Source organism: Rhodoferax sp. EU05-FHT12H12, from assembly GCF_058791215.1.
Genome location: NZ_JBYTDI010000004.1, coordinates 432,566 through 450,630, shown reverse-complemented (window position 1 = coordinate 450,630; position 18,065 = coordinate 432,566). Strand labels below are relative to the sequence as shown.

General features: G+C 63.2%; 14 protein-coding genes. 4 read left to right on the top strand and 10 right to left on the bottom strand.

From position 1 onward, the window contains the following. Window positions 1-46: 46 nt before the first annotated feature. From AC3WS7_RS14365 to AC3WS7_RS14355, 3 genes are read right to left on the bottom strand one after another with little or no spacing between them, the layout of a single operon-like run. The gene (locus tag AC3WS7_RS14365; protein ID WP_492656822.1) at window positions 47-1,369 is read right to left on the bottom strand and encodes a TIGR03862 family flavoprotein; all 1,323 of its coding nucleotides are present in this window, start codon (window positions 1,367-1,369) and stop codon (window positions 47-49) included. After that, a complete protein-coding gene (locus AC3WS7_RS14360; protein WP_492656821.1) occupies window positions 1,359-4,715 on the bottom strand; it encodes a UvrD-helicase domain-containing protein in 3,357 nt (1,118 codons plus the stop codon). The genes AC3WS7_RS14365 and AC3WS7_RS14360 overlap by 11 nt, the downstream gene beginning before the upstream one ends. Next, window positions 4,712-7,255 (bottom strand): PD-(D/E)XK nuclease family protein, encoded by a 2,544-nt coding sequence (locus AC3WS7_RS14355; protein WP_492656820.1) that lies wholly within the window; start codon window positions 7,253-7,255, stop codon window positions 4,712-4,714. The genes AC3WS7_RS14360 and AC3WS7_RS14355 overlap by 4 nt, the downstream gene beginning before the upstream one ends. A 157-nt stretch (window positions 7,256-7,412) precedes the next feature. Here AC3WS7_RS14355 and trxA point away from each other — a divergent pair, with 157 nt between their 5' ends. The 4 genes from trxA to AC3WS7_RS14335 all read left to right on the top strand — a co-directional run bounded on the left by trxA (window position 7,413) and on the right by AC3WS7_RS14335 (window position 11,426). Beyond that, a complete protein-coding gene (gene trxA / locus AC3WS7_RS14350) occupies window positions 7,413-7,745 on the top strand; it encodes a thioredoxin TrxA (protein ID WP_315849675.1) in 333 nt (110 codons plus the stop codon). A gap of 287 nt (window positions 7,746-8,032) precedes the next feature. Continuing rightward, on the top strand, window positions 8,033-9,295 hold the full coding sequence (rho, locus tag AC3WS7_RS14345) for a transcription termination factor Rho (RefSeq protein WP_296465607.1): 1,263 nt from the start codon (window positions 8,033-8,035) through the stop codon (window positions 9,293-9,295). Between the two features lie 83 nt (window positions 9,296-9,378). Further along, window positions 9,379-9,636, top strand: coding sequence for a type B 50S ribosomal protein L31 (locus AC3WS7_RS14340; RefSeq protein WP_105259666.1), 258 nt, complete (start codon window positions 9,379-9,381; stop codon window positions 9,634-9,636). 86 nt (window positions 9,637-9,722) lie between these two features. Further along, the gene (locus tag AC3WS7_RS14335; RefSeq protein ID WP_492656819.1) at window positions 9,723-11,426 is read left to right on the top strand and encodes a hypothetical protein; all 1,704 of its coding nucleotides are present in this window, start codon (window positions 9,723-9,725) and stop codon (window positions 11,424-11,426) included. A gap of 4 nt (window positions 11,427-11,430) precedes the next feature. Here AC3WS7_RS14335 and phoR read toward each other — a convergent pair whose 3' ends face one another. From phoR to pstS, 7 genes are read right to left on the bottom strand one after another with little or no spacing between them, the layout of a single operon-like run. Next, complete coding sequence (phoR, locus tag AC3WS7_RS14330) at window positions 11,431-12,777, bottom strand: phosphate regulon sensor histidine kinase PhoR (RefSeq protein ID WP_492656848.1); 1,347 nt, start codon at window positions 12,775-12,777, stop codon at window positions 11,431-11,433. Window positions 12,778-12,794: 17 nt separating this feature from the next. Then, window positions 12,795-13,517, bottom strand: coding sequence for a phosphate regulon transcriptional regulator PhoB (gene phoB, locus AC3WS7_RS14325; RefSeq protein WP_296465589.1), 723 nt, complete (start codon window positions 13,515-13,517; stop codon window positions 12,795-12,797). Then, a complete protein-coding gene (gene phoU, locus AC3WS7_RS14320) occupies window positions 13,514-14,215 on the bottom strand; it encodes a phosphate signaling complex protein PhoU (protein ID WP_296465586.1) in 702 nt (233 codons plus the stop codon). Before phoU ends, phoB begins: the two co-directional genes overlap by 4 nt. A 17-nt stretch (window positions 14,216-14,232) precedes the next feature. Continuing rightward, the gene (gene pstB / locus AC3WS7_RS14315) at window positions 14,233-15,012 is read right to left on the bottom strand and encodes a phosphate ABC transporter ATP-binding protein PstB (RefSeq protein ID WP_492656818.1); all 780 of its coding nucleotides are present in this window, start codon (window positions 15,010-15,012) and stop codon (window positions 14,233-14,235) included. 34 nt (window positions 15,013-15,046) lie between these two features. Then, window positions 15,047-15,907: a phosphate ABC transporter permease PstA gene (gene pstA, locus AC3WS7_RS14310; RefSeq protein WP_296465584.1), complete on the bottom strand. Its 861-nt coding sequence runs from the start codon at window positions 15,905-15,907 to the stop codon at window positions 15,047-15,049. Next, window positions 15,904-16,935, bottom strand: coding sequence for a phosphate ABC transporter permease subunit PstC (gene pstC / locus AC3WS7_RS14305; protein WP_492656817.1), 1,032 nt, complete (start codon window positions 16,933-16,935; stop codon window positions 15,904-15,906). Before pstC ends, pstA begins: the two co-directional genes overlap by 4 nt. Before the next feature lie 36 nt (window positions 16,936-16,971). Further along, window positions 16,972-18,015, bottom strand: coding sequence for a phosphate ABC transporter substrate-binding protein PstS (pstS, locus tag AC3WS7_RS14300; protein WP_492656816.1), 1,044 nt, complete (start codon window positions 18,013-18,015; stop codon window positions 16,972-16,974). Window positions 18,016-18,065 lie beyond the last annotated feature (50 nt).

The window sequence follows — 18,065 nt, the reverse complement described above, 5'->3', positions numbered from 1 at the left end:
GCTTGCGCAATATCCACGGGGACTAGAGGCCTAAAAGGCGTAAAAATCAGCGCGGCTGCCGCAGATACACCAAAGCGCCCTGCCCGGCCGCCACACCGCTGGCAAAACAGGCCTGCAGCAGGTAGCCGCCCGTGGGGGCCTCCCAATCCAGCATTTCACCCGCGCAAAACACGCCGGGCAACTGCTCCAGCATGAGCTGGGGCGTGAGCACCTCAAACAACACTCCACCGGCAGTGCTGATGGCTTCATCGATCGGGCGCGCGGCCTGCAGGGTGATGGGCAAGGCCTTGATGGCCGCAGCCAGTTGCACCGGGTCATTCATCGCCTCTTTGCTGAGCCGCTCGTGCAAGATGGCGGACTTGATGCCTTCCAGGTGCAGACGGCTCTTCAGGTGGCTGGACAGCGACCGGCTGCCGCGCGGGTGCCGCACTTCGGCCAACACCTTCTCCAGCGGCATGTCGGGCAGCAGGTCCAGCGTGAAGCTGGCGCTGCCACAGCGGATGATCTCGTCGCGCAACAGGCTGGATGCGGCATAGACCAGGCTGCCCTCCACCCCCGTGGCCGTGGCCACGAACTCGCCTTTGCGCTGAAAACTCTGGCCCTGGGCCGTACTGATGCCAATGGCCACGGACTTGAAAGGCTGGCCAGCAAACTTGTCGGCAAAAAACGGGCTCCAGCCGCCCAACACATCAAAGCCACAGTTGGCCGGCAGCAGCGGCGCCACTGCCACGCCACGCTGGGCCAGCAGCGGCACCCAGGCGCCGTTGGAACCCAGGCGCGCCCAGCTCCCCCCCCCCAATGCCAGCACAACCGCGCGGGCCTGCACCTGCTGCAGGCCGGCGGGGGTGTCAAAACACAGCACCGTGCCGTTCGCGCCAGCAGCCACTTCGCCCCAACCGGTCCAGCGGTGGCGCATGTGAAACTGCACGCCCACACCGGGCGCGGCGGGATTGCGCAGGCGCTGCAGCCAGGCGCGCAGCAGCGGCGCGGCCTTCATGTCCTTGGGAAACACCCGGCCCGACGAGCCCACAAAAGTCTCAATCCCCAGCCCCTGGGCCCAGGCGCGCAAGGCCGTGGCATCCAGCCCTTGCAGCAGCGCCTCGATGGCACCCCGGCGCGTGCCATAACGCTCGGCAAAGCGGTCTGCGCTTTCCGAGTGCGTGAGGTTGAGCCCGCCTTTGCCCGCCAGCAGAAATTTGCGGCCAATGCTGGGCATGGCGTCAAACAGGTGTGCGGCCACACCGGCCTCGGCCAGTTGCTGGGCCGCCATCAGTCCGGCCGGGCCGCCGCCCACGATGGCCACGTCCACGGTGCGGACCTCACCGGGGGAAGGCACAGAAGCGGTGGACGGGGAAAGTTCAGAACTCATTCGGGGTCAATTCAATCAGTTGGCCTTGCGGCGTTAAAAAAGCGGCACGTACGGCCTGCCCGGGGTTGGCCAGCGCAACCGCATCGCGGTAGCCGAGCAGCTGGGCACACAAGGCCGCATCCTGCTGCGGCTGTGCGCTCGATTTGTAGTCCAGCACCCACCAAGCGCCGCTGCCTTGCTGCACCAGGCGGTCCATGCGCAGCAGCCGGCCGCGCTGGGTGATGGGCACTTCGTTGGCATGCCAGGCCAGTTGGGCACTGTCCCAAATCCAGGCGCCCTCGCCTTGCAAGACAGCTTGCGCCTTGTCTACGGCGGCCTGGGCCTGCGCGGCATCCAGCACAAACTCCTTGCCGACCCGGGCCAAGGCTGCGGGGGGCCAAGTGTAGGGCCTGTTGGCGTAGCCACCGGGCGCGGGCTGCACCCACTCCAAAAGACGGTGCAAGGCCTGGCCCAGGCGGGACTCCAGGCTCTCGGTCGGTTCGCTGATGTCCTTGGTTGGTAGTCCCGCTATCTTTTCAGGAGCTACTTGCGCAGTATCTACGGGGGCCAGAGCCACTTTTGACACTATTTTCAGGGCATAGGGCGCCAAGGCCTCTTCCACACCCCCGTTGCCCACAGCGTCAGTCGGCGCTGCGGCCGGAGCCTCGGGCGCGTCCTGCGCCTGCCCCTCCAAGCGGCGCCACCAGCTGCCGGCGTTTTCCCGATGCGGGGCCAGGCTGGAGATCACCAGGGTGCGCTGCGTGCGCGTGAGGGCCACGTAGAGTGCATTGAGTTCTTCGCGGCTGCGCTCAGCCTGTTCGTGTGCCAGCGCGGCCACCACGCAGGCGGGTGGGCGGGACTCGCTGGCCAGAAACACAAAGCGCCGGGGGTGCGGGTCTTCGCCGGGCCAATCCACCAGCACACCCATGGTTTCGGTCTTGCCGGCCTCGCCATCGGTGTCCAGCATCAGCACCAACGGCGCCTCCAGCCCCTTGGCACCGTGGATGGTGAGCAGGCGCACCGCCTGGGCGTTGGCGCGCACTGGCGCGGGGTTGCCGCCGGCCCGCAGCGCACGCACCAGGCCATAGGCCGTGGTGTAGCGCCCGCCGTCCACCTGCAGCGCGGCATTCAACAAAGCCCGCACATTGGCCAGCACCCGCTCGCGCTGTGCGGGCGGGCTGGCCGCGGCGTAGCGGGCCAGCACATCGCCGTCGTCATAGATAGCGCTTAGCGCATCGTGTGGAGGCAGTTGCGCCACCCACTGTTGCCAACGCAGCAGCGTGGGGCTCACGTTAGCCAAGGCGGGGGGCAGTTCCTGGCCCGTACTGGCCTGCAGGGTCTGCCACCAGCTCACCACCTCGCCCTTGCCAGCATCGTCTTCGCTTGCCGCCTGCAGCACGCGCTGGCGCAGCACCAGGGCCACCAGGTCGTCGTCCGACGCACCAAACACCGGCGACTTGAGCACCCGGGCCAGCGCCAGGTCATGCCGCGGCGACACCAGCACATCGAGCAGGGCCACCAGGTCCTGCACCTCGGCAAACTCGCCCAGCTCGGCTTTCTCGGGCTGCTGGGCGGGAATGCCCAGCGCGGAGAGCTCCTGCTCCATCAGCGTAAGCCGCTCGCGCTTGCGGGCCAGCACCATGACATCTTTCGCTTGGTAGTGCCCCAACGCCATCTGCGCGGCCAGCCACTGTGCGGCCTGGCGGCATTCCAGCGTCTTGCGGGTGTCTTCGGCCTCATGGCGGGGCATGCTCAGCGAGTCGCGCCACACGGCTTCGGGCGGCAGCGCGTCCTTGTCGGCCTTGGCTTCGCGCTCGATGCGCGGCAGCTTGAACACTTGGCCCGTCTTGTCCGACGCGGTGCTGTGTGCCCGGAAGTCCTGGTAGGCGCCCTCCTCCTGCGCCTGGCCCATGGTCTGGTTCACCAGCGCAATGATTTCGGGCGCATTGCGGCGCGTGTGGTCGCAGCTCAGCTGGTCGCCGCCCAGCCCCTGCGCCACAAAGGCCTTGGCCGCGCGGAACACCTGCGGCTCGGCCCGGCGGAAGCGGTAAATGCTTTGCTTGGGGTCACCCACAATAAACACGCTGGGCGCGTTGCCAGCCCCGGCGTAGGACGACAACCAGCTGTGCAGCGCCTGCCACTGCAGCGGATTGGTGTCCTGGAACTCATCAATCAGCAGGTGCCGCACGCGCGCATCCAGCCGCTCCTGCACCCAGCCACTGAGCTCGGGGTCCGACAGCAAAACCAGCGCGGTGCGCTCCAGATCGCCCATGTCCAGCCAGCCGCGCTCGCGCTTGAGGGCGGCGTAGTCTTGCAACAGGCCACGCGCCAGCCGGGCCATGCGCTGCTGGTGCTGCCAGGCCTGGTCTTGCAGCTGGGCTTGCTGCACCTCTTGCAGCAGCGCCTGGGCGGTTTGCACACTGCCCAGATCCACCAGCTTGTCCGTGAGTTTGCGCGGGCCGCCGGTCTTGGTGAACAGCGCGTCCACCACACCGGGCCAGTGCGCATCGGTCAGCGCCCGCTCCAGTGCACTGGCGGCGGTCAGGCAGGTCTTGCCGCTGCACTGGCCCAGCGCACGCGCGCTGTCCCACAGCAGGGTTTGCACGCTGGCCTGCGCCAGGCGCTCCTGCGGCGCTTGCAGGCCGACAAAGGCCGGAAACTGTGCGGTGAAGTGCTGCACCGAGGCCTCCACCACGCCCTGCGCGTCTGCCAGGTCAAACTCGGTGCGCTTGTTGAGTGCGGCCTCCAGCGCCTTGTGCGTCTGGTGGCGGCCATACAGGCGCACGGCGTCCTGGTAGTCGGCCAACGCCACTGCATCCCCCGCCACGCGGGTCTGAAAGCGCCGCCACACCTGGGCCACGGCCACCGCATCGTTCTCCAGCAGTTCGTACTGCGTGGGCAGGCCCAGCTGGTGCAGCACGCCCAGCGGCGCACTGCCCAGCAGCGCGGCAAACCAGCTGTGGAAGGTGCGGATCTGCACCGGCCGGCCACCGGCCAGCAGCTGCGCATGCAGGCCGCGCAGCGTCTGCAGCTGCGCCGCATCCGCCACCTGCCGCACGCCGCGCATCTGCAGCTCCTGCTGCAAACGGCCATCGTCCAGCTGGGCAAACTCGCGCAGCCACTCCTGCAGGCGCTGGCGCATTTCGCCCGCGGCCTTTTTGGTGAAGGTGATGGCCAGAATCTCGTGCGGCTGCGTGCCCTCCAGCAGCGCGCGCAGCATGCGCGACACCAGCATCCAGGTCTTGCCCGCGCCCGCGCAGGCCTCTACCGCCACGCTACGGCGCGGATCGCAGGCAATCTCGTAAAAACGCTGGGCCTCGACCAGGCGGCCGTTGTGCTCGTAGGCGGCGTGCAAGGTGGGGCTCATGCAGCCGCCCAAAAGTCTTTGCGGCACAGGCCCCGCACCTGGCAGAAGTCACACACCGTGCCCTCCCCCAGCGCCGGCAGTGCGGCGCCCTGGGCAATGCGGGCCATGTCGGTCTGCACCCCGTCAATCAAGGCATCGCGTGCCATCACCACCTCTTGTTGTTCATAGGCCGCGGTACCGTCGCGCTCCCCCACATTCACATAGGCGGCGCGCAGCGTGTCGTGCGGCAGGAGCGCGGCGTAGAAGGCCATCTGTGTGTCTTCCAGCGGGTCCTGGATGCGCGTGCGGGTCTTGCCCACGGGTTCGGTTTTGTAGTCCAGCAGCATGACCGAGCCATCGGGCAAGGTGTCGGTCCGGTCGGTACGACCGATCAGGGTGACGGGGCCGATGCGCTGGCGCTGCGGCATCTCGCCGCTGGCAAACACGGCGCCTTGCGCCTCGTGCTGGGTCAGCCAGGCCAGATACCCATCTCGCACCGCAGGCCATGCGGCCGCAAACGGCAAAAATTCGCCTTCGGGCAAGGCCATGGCGGCGGTGGCCTCGGTGCTGCACCGGTCCAACAAGGCCGTGCGTGCGGCCAACTCCGCCACCGGCTGCTCTGCCAAGGCCGCATGGAAGGCCTGCAGCACCGCGTGCAGCCAGAGGCCAAAGTCGCGTTTGTCCACCTCGGCATCCAGCTCGTCCACGGCGCGCAGGCCCAGCATGCGCTGGGCAAAAAACCGGTAGGGGCAATGGCGCAAGTCTTCGTAGGCACTGGCCGACAGCGTGTGCACCGCCAGCGCGGGGCCAGTGGGCTGGGGCGGTACGCAGGGCTGGGGCGTGATCCAGCGGGTGCCGCGCGGATCAGCCCCTTCTGTCAAACCAGTGTCGGCCAGGCGCAGTTGCTGCACCAGCGCGCTGGGCTGCAGCGCTTCGCCCGTGTCGTCGCTGCTGCGCCAGAGCACATCGCAGGCTGGGCTGGCCAACGCATGGCGCCAGACCTGGCGCAGCTGGCTTTCCAGCGCCTCGCGCGAGGGCAACCCCAGGGCCGCACGCTGTGCCGGCGTCCAGCCGCCTGCGGGTTCGGGCGACGGGTTGAGCCGCACCTCGTCACACCCCGCCATCACCACCGCCGCAAAGGGGCGTCCCAGCATCTGGCTCAGCGGCAGGATCACCACCTGCTCCTGGTCCGGGTAGTCGGGCTGAAAGCTAGCCCCCTCCAGCGCCTGGTTAACCCAGCGTGTGAATTCCATCAGGTCCAGCCGCTGCCCGGCCCACAGCGCCTGGTCCAGCAGTTGGCTCCATTGCGCCGCGTCGGCAGGCGTGAGCCGCAGCACCGCCAGCAGCTTGCCGCCTGCGCCGTCTTCCTGCAGGCGCAGCCACTGGCCCGTACGCTGCAAGGCTTGTTGCAAGGCTGCGAGCCAGCCTGCCAGCGGCTTGCGTCCGGCCAGCAGGCCGCGCAACTGCTCCACCTCGGCACAACTGGCCAGCAACGTGGGGCTTTTCGCCACGGCGGGGCTGCTTGCCACCTGGCGCCAGTCGCGCACCTGGTCACGGCGTACGGCAGCCTCCAGTGCATCAAGCGTATCCAGATAAGCCGGGGCCTGCTTCAAGGCGGCCAGTACCGCATCACTGCTGGCGTTCCACTGCGCCGCACGCAACAGCGCCATCACGCTGGCACCGGCCTGGCTGGTGGAGAGTTTCCAGCCGTTTTCGTCCCGCACCGCCACACCGGCCATGTCCAACAAGGCCCGCACCCGGCGCGTCAGTGCGCGGTCGGCACTCACCAAAGCCACCGGGTAACGCTCTGCCGCAATGTGCTGCATCAGACAAGCCGCCGTGCGCTGGGCTTCGTCTTCGGCATCCTCGCAGGCATGCAAGGCCAGCGCTTCGCTGAGAGAAGGCTGTTCATCTACAAGCGATTCGGCCAGAGGAAGGCTTACCAGCTTGTCACCCCAGATTGGGGCCAGACCGGCCGACAAGGCATCCTGATTCGCGCCCTGCACCAGCACCAGGCAATCCAGCGCCGCGGGCCATTGGGGATCAAACAGGGCGTCACTGGTGTAGGACGACACCGCCGCCCACTCCACCGCGACGCGCGCCACACGCGCCTCCCAGGCCAGTGCCTGGCTGTCCATACCCAGGCCCGCGTGCAGGCGTGCGGTCTGGGCCCAGCCCGCACGCTGTGTGGGCCCGGCCGCCGCGGCCAGGGGTGCCAGCTGGTAGGCGGCTTGCACCAGCAGCGGCGCCAAGGCGTCCTGCCCCTGGGCCCCGCTGCCGGCCAGCAGCGCCTGCGCGGTCAGGGTGTCCACGGCAGGGTCCATGCTGATGTCCTGCGCGTCCAACGCCCGACCGCCGGTAGCAGCCACCCAGTTTTGGGTGGTCTCAAAGCGCGGTGCAAAGCCGTCCGGATAGCGCCGCGCCCAGAGTCGACTGGCCAGCGGCAGCAGTTGGGCGTAGGGCAGCAGCACCAAGGTGCGCGCCGGGTGGGCCTGGCGGGCCTGCAACTGGGCCTGGATACGCGGCAAGAGGCCCGTGGCATCCGCCAACCAGAGGGCCATGGCGGGGTGCGCTGCCCCATAACTGAAGGCCCTGAGACCCGTGGTGCTATCGCTTTTGGCTATGCTCGCCATAGGCGTAGCGGCATGGGGGATGGGCTTGGTTTCTGTCACAATGCCGCAACTTTAGCTCTTATAGCAATCTCCCAAAGGAAACACCATGGCCAGCGAGCTCATCAAACATGTCACCGATGCCACCTTCGAAGCCGATGTACTGGGTGCGGCACAACCCATTCTGGTGGACTACTGGGCTGAGTGGTGCGGTCCCTGCAAGATGATCGCCCCCATCCTGGACGAAGTGTCGGCCACCTACGCCGGCAAACTGCAGATCGCCAAGATGAATGTGGACGAAAACCGCGACATTCCTGCCAAGTTCGGCATCCGCGGTATCCCCACCCTGATGTTGTTCAAGGACGGCCAATTGGCGGCCACCAAAGTCGGCGCCCTGAGCAAGGCCCAATTGACCGCCTTCATTGACCAGCAACTGGCCTGATGGAGTTCCCATCGCCTTGGCAACAAGGCGATGTTTCGCGGGGCCGGTCCAAGTTTTGAACCCCTTGGCGGCCCACCGCGGCACACGCAGCAGCCAGCGTGCATGCAAAAAACAGCACGGCTGCGTTTTCCTGTCATAATAAATCCCGTTCACCCGCCCACCCCAAGGCAGGCGCCGATTCCCGGCACAGAACGCAGAGGCACTTACCCAGTTTTGCCTCTCCCCCATTCCCCCAGATTTTTGTAATTCGCCGAACATCGGTCAACGCCCTCACCGGGACCCACTCCATGCACTTAAACGAACTCAAGGCACTGCACGTGTCTGAAGTCCTCAAGCAAGCCGAAGAACTTGAGATTGAAAACACCGGCCGCATGCGCAAGCAGGAGCTGATGTTCGCCATCATCAAGAAACGGGCCCGCACTGGCGAGCAAATCATTGCCGACGGTGTGCTGGAAATCCTGCCCGACGGCTTTGGTTTTCTGCGCAGCCCCGACACCAGCTACACGGCCAGCACCGACGACATTTACATCAGTCCCAGCCAGGTGCGCCGCTTCAACCTGCACACCGGCGACATGATCGAAGGTGAAGTGCGCACCCCCAAAGATGGCGAGCGCTACTTTGCCCTGAACAAGCTCGACAAGGTCAACGGCGGACCGCCCGAAGGCAACAAACACAAGGTCATGTTCGAAAACTTGACCCCGCTGTTCCCCAAGGAGCAGATGAAGCTGGAGCAGGACATCAAGGGCGAAGAGAACATCACCGGCCGCGTGATCGACATCATTGCCCCCATCGGCAAGGGCCAGCGCGCCCTGATCGTGGCCCAGCCCAAGAGCGGCAAGACGGTGATGATGCAGCACATTGCGCATGCGATCTCTGCCAACTACCCCGACAGCTATTTGATGGTGCTGCTGATCGACGAGCGCCCTGAAGAAGTGACCGAAATGCAGCGCACCGTCAAGGGCGAGGTGATTGCCTCCACCTTCGATGAACCCGCCGCCCGCCACGTGCACGTGGCCGAGATGGTGATCGAACGCGCCAAGCGTTTGGTTGAATTAAAAAAAGACGTGGTCATCCTGCTGGACTCCATCACCCGCCTGGCCCGTGCCTATAACAACGTGGTGCCATCGTCGGGCAAGGTGCTGACCGGTGGTGTGGATGCCAATGCCTTGCAGCGTCCCAAACGTTTCCTCGGTGCAGCCCGCAATGTGGAAGAAGGCGGCAGCCTGACCATCATCGCCACAGCTCTGGTCGATACCGGCAGCCGCATGGACGAAGTGATCTTTGAGGAATTCAAAGGCACCGGCAACTCCGAAATCCACCTGGACCGCCGCCTGTACGAGAAGCGTGTGTTCCCATCCATCCAGCTCAACCGCAGCGGCACCCGCCGCGAAGAACTGCTGCTGCAGCCCGAAATCCTGCAAAAAACCCGCATCCTGCGCCAATTCCTCTACAACATGGACGAAATCGAGTCCATGGAAATGGTGCTCAAACAAATGCGTGCCACGAAGAACAACAGCGAGTTCTTTGACATGATGCGCCGTGGCGGCTAAACGCACCGATACGCTATAATCGATGGTTTCGCGAAAAGTACGCCGGATAGGCTGGCGCGGCTGACGCAACTGATGGAGAAGATATGAAAGAAGGCATTCACCCCAATTACCGCGAAGTTTGCTTCCAGGATATGTCCAATGGATTCAAATTCGTGACACGTTCTTGCGCCAACACCAAGGAAATGATCGACATGGAAGACGGCCGCAAGCTGCCCCTCTTCAAGCTCGACACCACCAGCGAATCGCACCCCTTCTACACTGGCACCCAGAAGTCCGTGGACAACATGGGTGGTCGCGTGGAGCGCTTCCGCAACCGCTTCGGCAAAACTGCCGCCAAGTAATGTGGAATCAGGCTTGCGCCTGAGTTCTATGCAAAAAGGCAGCCCGGCCCACCGAGCTGCTTTTTTTTTGATCTGATTTTTTGCCTTTGAAACACCCTAATCCCGCCATCGTTGCACAGTCGGCCGTACGTCGCCTGCCTCGCTGGGCATTGCTGCTGCTGTGCCTGAGTTATGTGTGTGCGGGCTTTTTGGGCCGTGACGCTTGGCGCAGCGCCGACATCACGGCACTCGGGTTCATGGGTGCATTGGCACAGGGTGCATCGTCCTGGTGGTCGCCCTCCCTCTTGGGTTGGTCACCAGAAAACCCTGCAGTTTTGCCCTACTGGCTGGGGGCTTGGGCCCTGCAACTGGCACCTGCCGCATGGGCCGCAGATTTTGTCGTGCGCATCCCGTTCGGCTTGTTGCTGGGCCTGGCACTGCTGGCCACGTGGTACGGCACCTATTACCTCGCCCGCAACCCCGCTGCCCAGCCTGTGGCATTTGCCTTTGGCGGTGAGGCCCAGCCCACTGACTATGCGCGGGCCATGGCCGATGGCGGTGTCTTGGCCTTTATCGCGTGCCTGGGCCTGGCACAACTTTCCCACGAAACAACGCCGACGCTTGCACAGCTGGGGTTTGGCGCCCTGCTTTTCTATGGCATCGCCGCCTTTCCCTACCGCATCTGGGCACCGCACCTGGCCACCTTCGTGGGTCTGCTGGGCCTGAGCCTGTCCGGTGCGCCCGCTATGGCCCTGCTCTACTTGCTGGGCGGTACTCTGGTGCATTGGCTGGACCGTCAACCAAGCGAGGCCGGGCAAACCGCCCCCTCCGCACGACGCCTAGACCTTTATGCACTGCTAGCCTACGGCACTGTAGCCTGCGCCTGTACCTACTATTTGGATCTGTGGCGCTGGAAGCTGGAGACGCCTGCGCTGTCTTGGCGCACAGTAGATGGCTTTGCGCAACTTCTCATCTGGTTCACCTGGCCCGCTTGGCCGCTGGCCTTATGGACCCTCTGGCGTTGGCGCTGGCAGCTGTGGAGCAAGCGGGTACATCGGCACCTGGCCTGGCCACTGTGGTTTGCGGTGGTCACCGTCATCGCCACGCCGTTTGGCGCCGACTCGGACCGTACCTTGCTACTGGCCCTGCCTGCACTGGCCACCCTGGCTGCGTTTGCCTTGCCCACACTCAAACGCCAGGTGGCCGCCCTGATCGACTGGTTCACGCTGCTGTTTTTCTCGGGCTGCGGGTTCACGATTTGGGTGGTCTGGATTGCCATGCAAACCGGGGTACCCAGTCAACCGGCGGCCAATGTGGCACGCCTGGCCCCAGGGTTCCAAGCCAGCTTCTCCGTGCTCGCCTTCAGCATGGCCATCGTCGCCACACTGGCCTGGGCCTGGCTCGTTAAATGGCGGGTCGGTCGACACCGCGCAGCAATCTGGAAAAGCCTGGTATTGCCCGCCGGGGGCGCTGCATTGTGTTGGCTCTTGTTGATGACGTTGTGGATGCCCCTGCTCAACTACGCGCAAAGCTACCGCAGCCTGGTGCAGCAGGCCACGCCACTGGTAGGGCCCGAAGGCTGTGCAGAAACAGGAAGCCTGCGCGCGGTACACCTGTCCGCCTTCCAGTGGTACAGCACTGTGCGGCTGGTGGCTGCTGATGGCGAGAGCACGTGCGAGTGGCAGCTCAGCGAGCCGGGTGAGAACCTGGAAATCCTCCCTTCGGTCGACACCACCCGCTGGACACCGCACACCCTCTTGCGGCACCCGGTGGACCGGGCCGAGGCGGTCTGGTTGCTGCGCAGGCGCTAAATACTCAGACGGTAACTGGCGTCTGCGCGGTCATGGTCCGCACCCGGCTGGCCGGGAATACCAAGGAGAACACCGAGCCCTTGCCGGGTGCACTGTCAATGCGCAGTTCTGCCCCATGACGCTGGGCAACATGTTTGACAATCGCCAACCCCAGGCCAGTGCCGCCGGTATCGCGTGACCGGCTGCGGTCCACACGGTAAAAACGCTCGGTCAGCCGTGGCACATGCTCTGGGGCAATACCGGGGCCGGTGTCTTCCACCGACAACAGGCAAGCACCATTGCCCAGCGACTGCCAGCGCACATGGATGCTTTTGTCTGCGGGGGTGTAGCGCACGGCATTGCCCACCAGGTTAAACACCGCACTGTAGAGTTCCGGTTGCGATCCGGCCAGTTCGCAAGAGGGCCCTGGCTCAAACACGATATCCTGCGCGCGGCCCCACAACAGGCGTGACAACTCCACAGATTCCGTCTCGCAAGCCCGTAGCACGGCGGGGACAGACACCCAATCGTGCACCGATGGCAGGGGACTGCCCTCCAGCCTTGACAAGGTCAGCAAGTCATTCACCAGGCTTTGCATGCGTTGTGCCTGCTGCGCCATGAGGCCCAGGTAGCGTTGGCGCTCTTCTTCGTCCAAAGGCAAGGCCTGCAAGGTCTCGACAAAGCCGGCCAGCACCGTGAGCGGCGTACGAATCTCATGGGACACATTGGCCACAAAGTCCCGGCGCATGGCTTCCGCCTGCTCCACCGCGGTAATGTCCCGCGACAGCAACAGGCTGCGCCCTTCGCCATAAGGGTGGAGTTGCACCGACAGGCGCACCGGTTTGGCGCTGGTGCTGTCGCGCCCCGGCATCACCACGTCGCGGCTGAAATCGCGGTCAGAAAAATACGCGGCAAATTCGGGATCGCGCACCAGATTGCCAAAGTGCTGCAGCAGGTCACGGCGCACATCAAAACCGAAATGCGCGCCAGCAATCTGGTTGAACCATTCAATGCGTCCCTGGGCATCCAGCAAAACCACCCCATTGGGAGAGGCCTGTAAAGCCGCCAGGAAATCCTGCAGCTTGCCTTCACCCTCGACCACCTGGCGTTCCCGCGCCCGCAGCAGGCGACGCATGCGGTCTGCGGCCTCGCCCCACAGGCCCTGGCCCAAGGCCACCTCGGTGGATTCCCCACGCCGCAGCCAGTTCAGCAAGCGCAAGCCGCGCACCGCATCCAACAATAGCCACAGGTACCCAGCTCCAATCGCTGCCACCAAGGTTGTCCACACACGCGTCCCAGGTGCGACCAGCGCCCACGCCAATGCAGCAGCCGCAGCTTGCAGCCCCACAAAGGACAACAAGCGCCACACCATGCCCGATCCGCCTTGGTTCACGCGCTGGCTTTGTCGGTAGACACCGCAACCGCAGGCTTGGCCGTCAGGCGGTAGCCTGCACCACGCACGGTTTCCACCATCGGGCCGGCCAGCGTCAGCGCCTCGCGCAAACGCTTCACATGCACATCGACCGTTCGCTCTTCAATGTAGACGTGGTCGCCCCAGACTTTGTCGAGCAGTTGGGCCCGGCTGTGCACACGCTCGGCGTGGCCCATGAGGTAGTTCAACAGCTTGAATTCGGTAGGCCCGAGTTTCAGCGCCTGCCCTTCGAAGGTCACCCGGTGGGTGGAAGGGTCCAGGCAGAGGCCCGCAATGGTGATGACCTCACCCGCCTCTTCGGGCGCGCGGCGGCGCAGCACCGCCCGCACACGGGCCAAAAGCTCTTTGGTAGAGAACGGCTTGGCAATGTAGTCATCGGCCCCCGCATCCAGCCCGGCCACCCGGTCGGCTTCGTCGCCGCGTGCCGTGAGCATGATGATGGGGGTGTCCTTGGTGCGAGGGTCGGTGCGCCAACGTTTGGCCAGCGTCAGACCGCTCTCGCCAGGCAACATCCAGTCCAGCAGAATCAGATCAGGCACAGCAGCATCAATCTCGCGCTGGGCGGACTCGCTGTCCATGGCCCAGCGGGGACGAAAACCGTTGTGCCGCAGGTTGACCGCAATCAGCTCTGCAATGGCTGACTCGTCCTCAACCACCAGGACGGCGGGCATGTTTCTCATTTGACGATCGACTCGATTTTTTCCATGGTGGTGTGGCGAACATCTTCGCCTTTGACCACGTAGATGATGAACTCGGCAATGTTCTTGGCATGGTCCCCGATGCGCTCAATCGCTTTGGCCAGGAACAGCAGGTCCAGGCTGGGGGAAATCATGCGCGGGTCTTCCATCATGTAGGTGACCAGCTTGCGCACAAAACCGTCGAACTCGGCGTCAATCAGGTCATCCTCTTTCAAAATGGCCACGGCAGCATTCACGTCCAGGCGGGCAAAAGCGTCCAGTGCCTTGTTCAACAAACCGGAAGCCAGGTCAGCTGCCACACGCAACTCCAACGAAGGCAGGGAACGCGGTGCACCGCTTTGGATGATGGAGCGCACCATGCGGGCGATCTTTTCGGCCTCGTCACCCACACGTTCGAGGTTGGCGGTGGTTTTGGAAATTGCAATCAAGAGGCGCAGGTCGCGCGCGGTCGGCTGGCGGCGCGCAATGATGGAAGACAAGTCGCGATCGATTTCGATTTCCATGGCATTAACGCGAGCCTCACGCGAAGTGACTTCATTCGCCACATCAACGCTGAACTGGGACAGTGCGTAAACCGCCTGGCGAATTTGTGACTCAACCAGCCCGCCCAGCTCCATGACCTGGGTGGAGACCGATGTGAGTTCACTGTCGAATTGGGTAGATAGGTGTTTATCAGACATGGGAGCCTCTGTGTCGATCAGCCGAAACGGCCGGTGATGTAGTCTTCGGTTTCTTTGCGCGTGGGTTTGAAGAACATTTGCTCGGTAGGACCAAACTCCACCAAGTCACCCAGGTACATATAGGCGGTGTAGTCGCTGCAACGCGCAGCCTGCTGCATGTTGTGCGTGACGATCACCACGGTGTAGTCGTTCTTGAGTTCCACGATCAACTCTTCCACCTTGGCGGTGGAAATCGGGTCCAGCGCCGAGCACGGCTCATCAAGCAACAGCACTTCGGGTTTGATGGCAATGCCACGTGCAATGCACAGGCGCTGCTGCTGGCCGCCCGACAGGCTGGAGCCGCTCTGGTGCAGCTTGTCTTTCACTTCCGACCACAGGGCCGATTTGCGCAGCGCCCACTCCACGCGCTCTTCCATGTCGGTGGCGTTGAGGTTTTCAAACAACTTCACGCCGAAGGCGATGTTGTCGTAAATCGACATCGGGAACGGCGTGGGCTTCTGGAACACCATGCCGACCTTGGCGCGCAGCAGCGCCACGTCCTCTTTGCTGGTCAGCAGGTTCTCGCCGTCCAGCAAAATCTGGCCTTCGGCCCGCTGCTCAGGATAGAGCTCGAACATGCGGTTAAAAATGCGCAGCAAGGTGGACTTGCCGCAACCCGAGGGACCGATAAAGGCCGTCACGCGCTTCTCGGGGATTTCGAGGTTGATGCCCTTGAGGGCGTGGAACTTGCCGTAGTAAAAGTTCAGGTCTTTGACCGAAATCTTGGATTTGGTCGGGACGCTAGGGGTGTTCAACATAACGAGGTTTCCGTTCTATGCGGGCCCTGGGGCCTCAGGATTTGTTGCGGGTCAGCACCCGGGCAAGAATATTCAGACCCAACACCGCGATGGTGATCAGGAAGACACCCGCCCAAGCCAGCTGTTGCCAGTTTTCGTAAGGGCTCATGGCGAACTTGAAGATCGTGACCGGCAGGCTGGCCATGGGTTCACCCAGCGACGAGGTCCAGAACTGGTTGCTCAGTGCAGTGAACAACAGTGGTGCGGTTTCACCGGCAATACGGGCCACCGCCAGCAACACACCGGTGATGACACCCGCACGGGCGGCTTTCAACGTGATGCTCAGAATGACTTTCCACTTCGGCGCACCCAATGCATAGGCGGCTTCACGCAAACCAGCGGGCACCAGTTGCAGCATGTTTTCGGTAGTGCGAATGACCACCGGAATCACGATCAAGGACAAGGCCAGAATGCCGGCGTACCCCGAGAAGGACTTGAAGCGCGACACCACCACGGCATACACAAACAGGCCAATCACGATGGACGGTGCAGACAGCAAAATGTCATTCACAAAACGGGTGAGCGAGGCCAACCAGCTCTTGGAGTCGAACTCCGCCAGGTAGATACCGGCCATCACGCCGATGGGGGTGCCCACACACGTGGCCAGGAACACCATCAGAAAAGAACCATAAATGGCGTTGGCCAAGCCACCTTCTTCGTTGGGCGGTGGCGTCATCTGGGTCAAGGTGACCCAGTTCATGCCACCAATGCCCAGGCGGAAGGTTTCCACCAGGATCCAGAACAACCAGAACAGGCCAAACGCCATGGCCGCCAGGGCTAAGCCCGTGGCGATGTAATTGACGCGCTTGCGCTGGGCAAAGCGGGCTGCGCGGACTTGTGACAAGGTGGCGCTCATGTTTTGGTTCCTTCAGCTTTGCGCAAGCGCGACAGCAAGAGCTTGGACAACGAGAGAATCACGAATGTGATGAAGAACAGTACCAAGCCCAGGTACATCAGGGCGGCCTGGTGCAGACCTTCGCCAGCCTCGGCAAACTCATTGGCCAATGCGGAGGTAATGCTATTGGCTGCCTGGAAGAGGCTCAGGGAATCGAGCTGGTTGAAGTTGCCAATCACAAAGGTCACCGCCATGGTCTCGCCAATGGCACGGCCCAGGCCCAGCATGATGCCGCCGATGACGCCGGTCTTGGTGTAGGGCAACACCACCTTGGACACCACTTCCCAGGTGGTGGCGCCCAGGCCGTAGGCCGACTCTTTGAGCAGGGGCGGGGTCACCTCAAACACATCACGCATCACAGACGCGATGAACGGGATGATCATGATGGCCAGGATGATGCCGGCCGACAAGATGCCAATGCCCACGGGAGGACCGGAGAAAAAGGCACCCAGGTAAGGAATGCCGTGGGTCAGGCTTTGCAGCGGTTGCTGCACATAGGTGGCCAGCACCGGGCCGAACACCAGCAGACCCCACATGCCGTACACGATGGACGGCACCGCCGCCAACAGTTCGATGGCCGTGCCCAGCGGACGTTTGAGCCAGGCGGGCGACAGCTCGGTAAGGAACAAGGCGATGCCAAAGCTCACCGGCACCGCAATCAGCAGCGCAATCAACGAGGTAGCCAAAGTGCCATAAATCATGACCAGACCGCCGTACTCGTTTTGCACCGGATCCCAGACAGTACTGGTCAAAAACGAGAGTCCGTATTTGCTAATCGCCGGCCAGGCGCTGATGGTCAGCGAGGTCAGGATGGCCAGCAACAAAGCCAGGGTCAGCAGGGCAGAACCCTTGGCGAGCCAGCCGAAAATACGATCAGCAAGGGGGCCAGAGCGGGCACGCTTGACAGGAGGAGGTTGGGTCATGGCACGGGAAGGCTTGATGGCAGACAAACTGGACGGGGAATCCCCATGCACGAGTGTAGAGGACATGGGGTTGTTCTCCGTCAGTTCAGTGGCAGCTGTCGATTACTTGAAGGCCACGGGCTTGCCAGCACCGTCCTTGATCTCACCCCAGGATTTCTGGATGACGGCGATCACGGAAGGAGGCATGGGCACGTAGTCCAGATCGGCTGCTGCCTTGCCACCGTTGGCATAAGCCCAGTTGAAGAACTTCAAGGTTTCAGTCGCGTTGGCGGGCTTGTCCTGCTTCAGGTGCATCAGGATGAAGGTCGCGCCGCTGATGGGCCATGCATCCTTGCCAGGCTGGTTGGTCAGGATCTGGTAGAAGGACTTGTTCCAATCGGCACCGGCGGCGGCGGCCTTGAACGCTTCGTCATCGGGCTTCACAAAGTTGCCAGCCGAGTTTTGCATCACAGCGTAGTTCAGCTTGTTTTGCTTGACGTAGGAATACTCCACATACCCCATGGAATTCGGCAGGCGGCCCACAAAAGCGGCCACACCTTCGTTGCCCTTGCCACCAGCGCCCACTGGCCAGTTCACGGCTGTGCCCTCGCCCACTTTGGACTTCCACTCTGCGTTCACCTTGCTCAGGTAGTTGGTGAAGATGAAGGTGGTGCCGGAACCGTCAGCACGGCGCACTTGGGCGATGGCGGCATCAGGCAGTGCCAGCGTGGGGTTCAGCGCTTTGATGGCGGGGTCGTTCCACTTGGAAATTTTGCCCAGGTAAATATCGCCCAGCACTTGGCCGGTCAGCTTCAATTGGCCAGGCTCAATACCCTTGACGTTGATCACGGGCACCACACCACCGAGTACCGTGGGGAACTGCATCTGGCCTTTGGACTTCAACACTTCGTCGGTCAAAGGTGCGTCGGACGCACCGAAGTCCACCGTTTTGGAGTCAATTTGTTTGATACCACCACCGGAACCGATGGACTGGTAGTTCACCTTCACGCCGGTAGCCTTGTTGTAGTCAGACGCCCACTTGGAGTAGATGGGAGCGGGAAAGGACGCGCCTGCACCGGTAATTTCTTGGGCGCCAGCAGCACCGGCAAAGCCCACTGCGGCGGTCATTGCAGAGACCAGCAGTGCGCGTTGGAAGGAAATAATCATGAGAAAACCTCAGTCGGTTGGTTGAGAAAACAGCGAACGATGTGAATTTA

What these genes read in the sequence shown, in the direction of transcription:
- AC3WS7_RS14365 (WP_492656822.1), bottom strand. Translation starts at nt 1,369, where the DNA reads ATGAGTTCTGAACTTTCCCCGTCCACCGCTTCTGTGCCTTCCCCCGGT.
- AC3WS7_RS14360 (WP_492656821.1), bottom strand. Translation starts at nt 4,715, where the DNA reads ATGAGCCCCACCTTGCACGCCGCCTACGAGCACAACGGCCGCCTGGTC.
- AC3WS7_RS14355 (WP_492656820.1), bottom strand. Translation starts at nt 7,255, where the DNA reads ATGGCCCTCTGGTTGGCGGATGCCACGGGCCTCTTGCCGCGTATCCAG.
- trxA (WP_315849675.1), top strand. Translation starts at nt 7,413, where the DNA reads ATGGCCAGCGAGCTCATCAAACATGTCACCGATGCCACCTTCGAAGCC.
- rho (WP_296465607.1), top strand. Translation starts at nt 8,033, where the DNA reads ATGCACTTAAACGAACTCAAGGCACTGCACGTGTCTGAAGTCCTCAAG.
- AC3WS7_RS14340 (WP_105259666.1), top strand. Translation starts at nt 9,379, where the DNA reads ATGAAAGAAGGCATTCACCCCAATTACCGCGAAGTTTGCTTCCAGGAT.
- phoR (WP_492656848.1), bottom strand. Translation starts at nt 12,777, where the DNA reads ATGGTGTGGCGCTTGTTGTCCTTTGTGGGGCTGCAAGCTGCGGCTGCT.
- phoB (WP_296465589.1), bottom strand. Translation starts at nt 13,517, where the DNA reads ATGAGAAACATGCCCGCCGTCCTGGTGGTTGAGGACGAGTCAGCCATT.
- phoU (WP_296465586.1), bottom strand. Translation starts at nt 14,215, where the DNA reads ATGTCTGATAAACACCTATCTACCCAATTCGACAGTGAACTCACATCG.
- pstB (WP_492656818.1), bottom strand. Translation starts at nt 15,012, where the DNA reads ATGTTGAACACCCCTAGCGTCCCGACCAAATCCAAGATTTCGGTCAAA.
- pstA (WP_296465584.1), bottom strand. Translation starts at nt 15,907, where the DNA reads ATGAGCGCCACCTTGTCACAAGTCCGCGCAGCCCGCTTTGCCCAGCGC.
- pstC (WP_492656817.1), bottom strand. Translation starts at nt 16,935, where the DNA reads ATGTCCTCTACACTCGTGCATGGGGATTCCCCGTCCAGTTTGTCTGCC.
- pstS (WP_492656816.1), bottom strand. Translation starts at nt 18,015, where the DNA reads ATGATTATTTCCTTCCAACGCGCACTGCTGGTCTCTGCAATGACCGCC.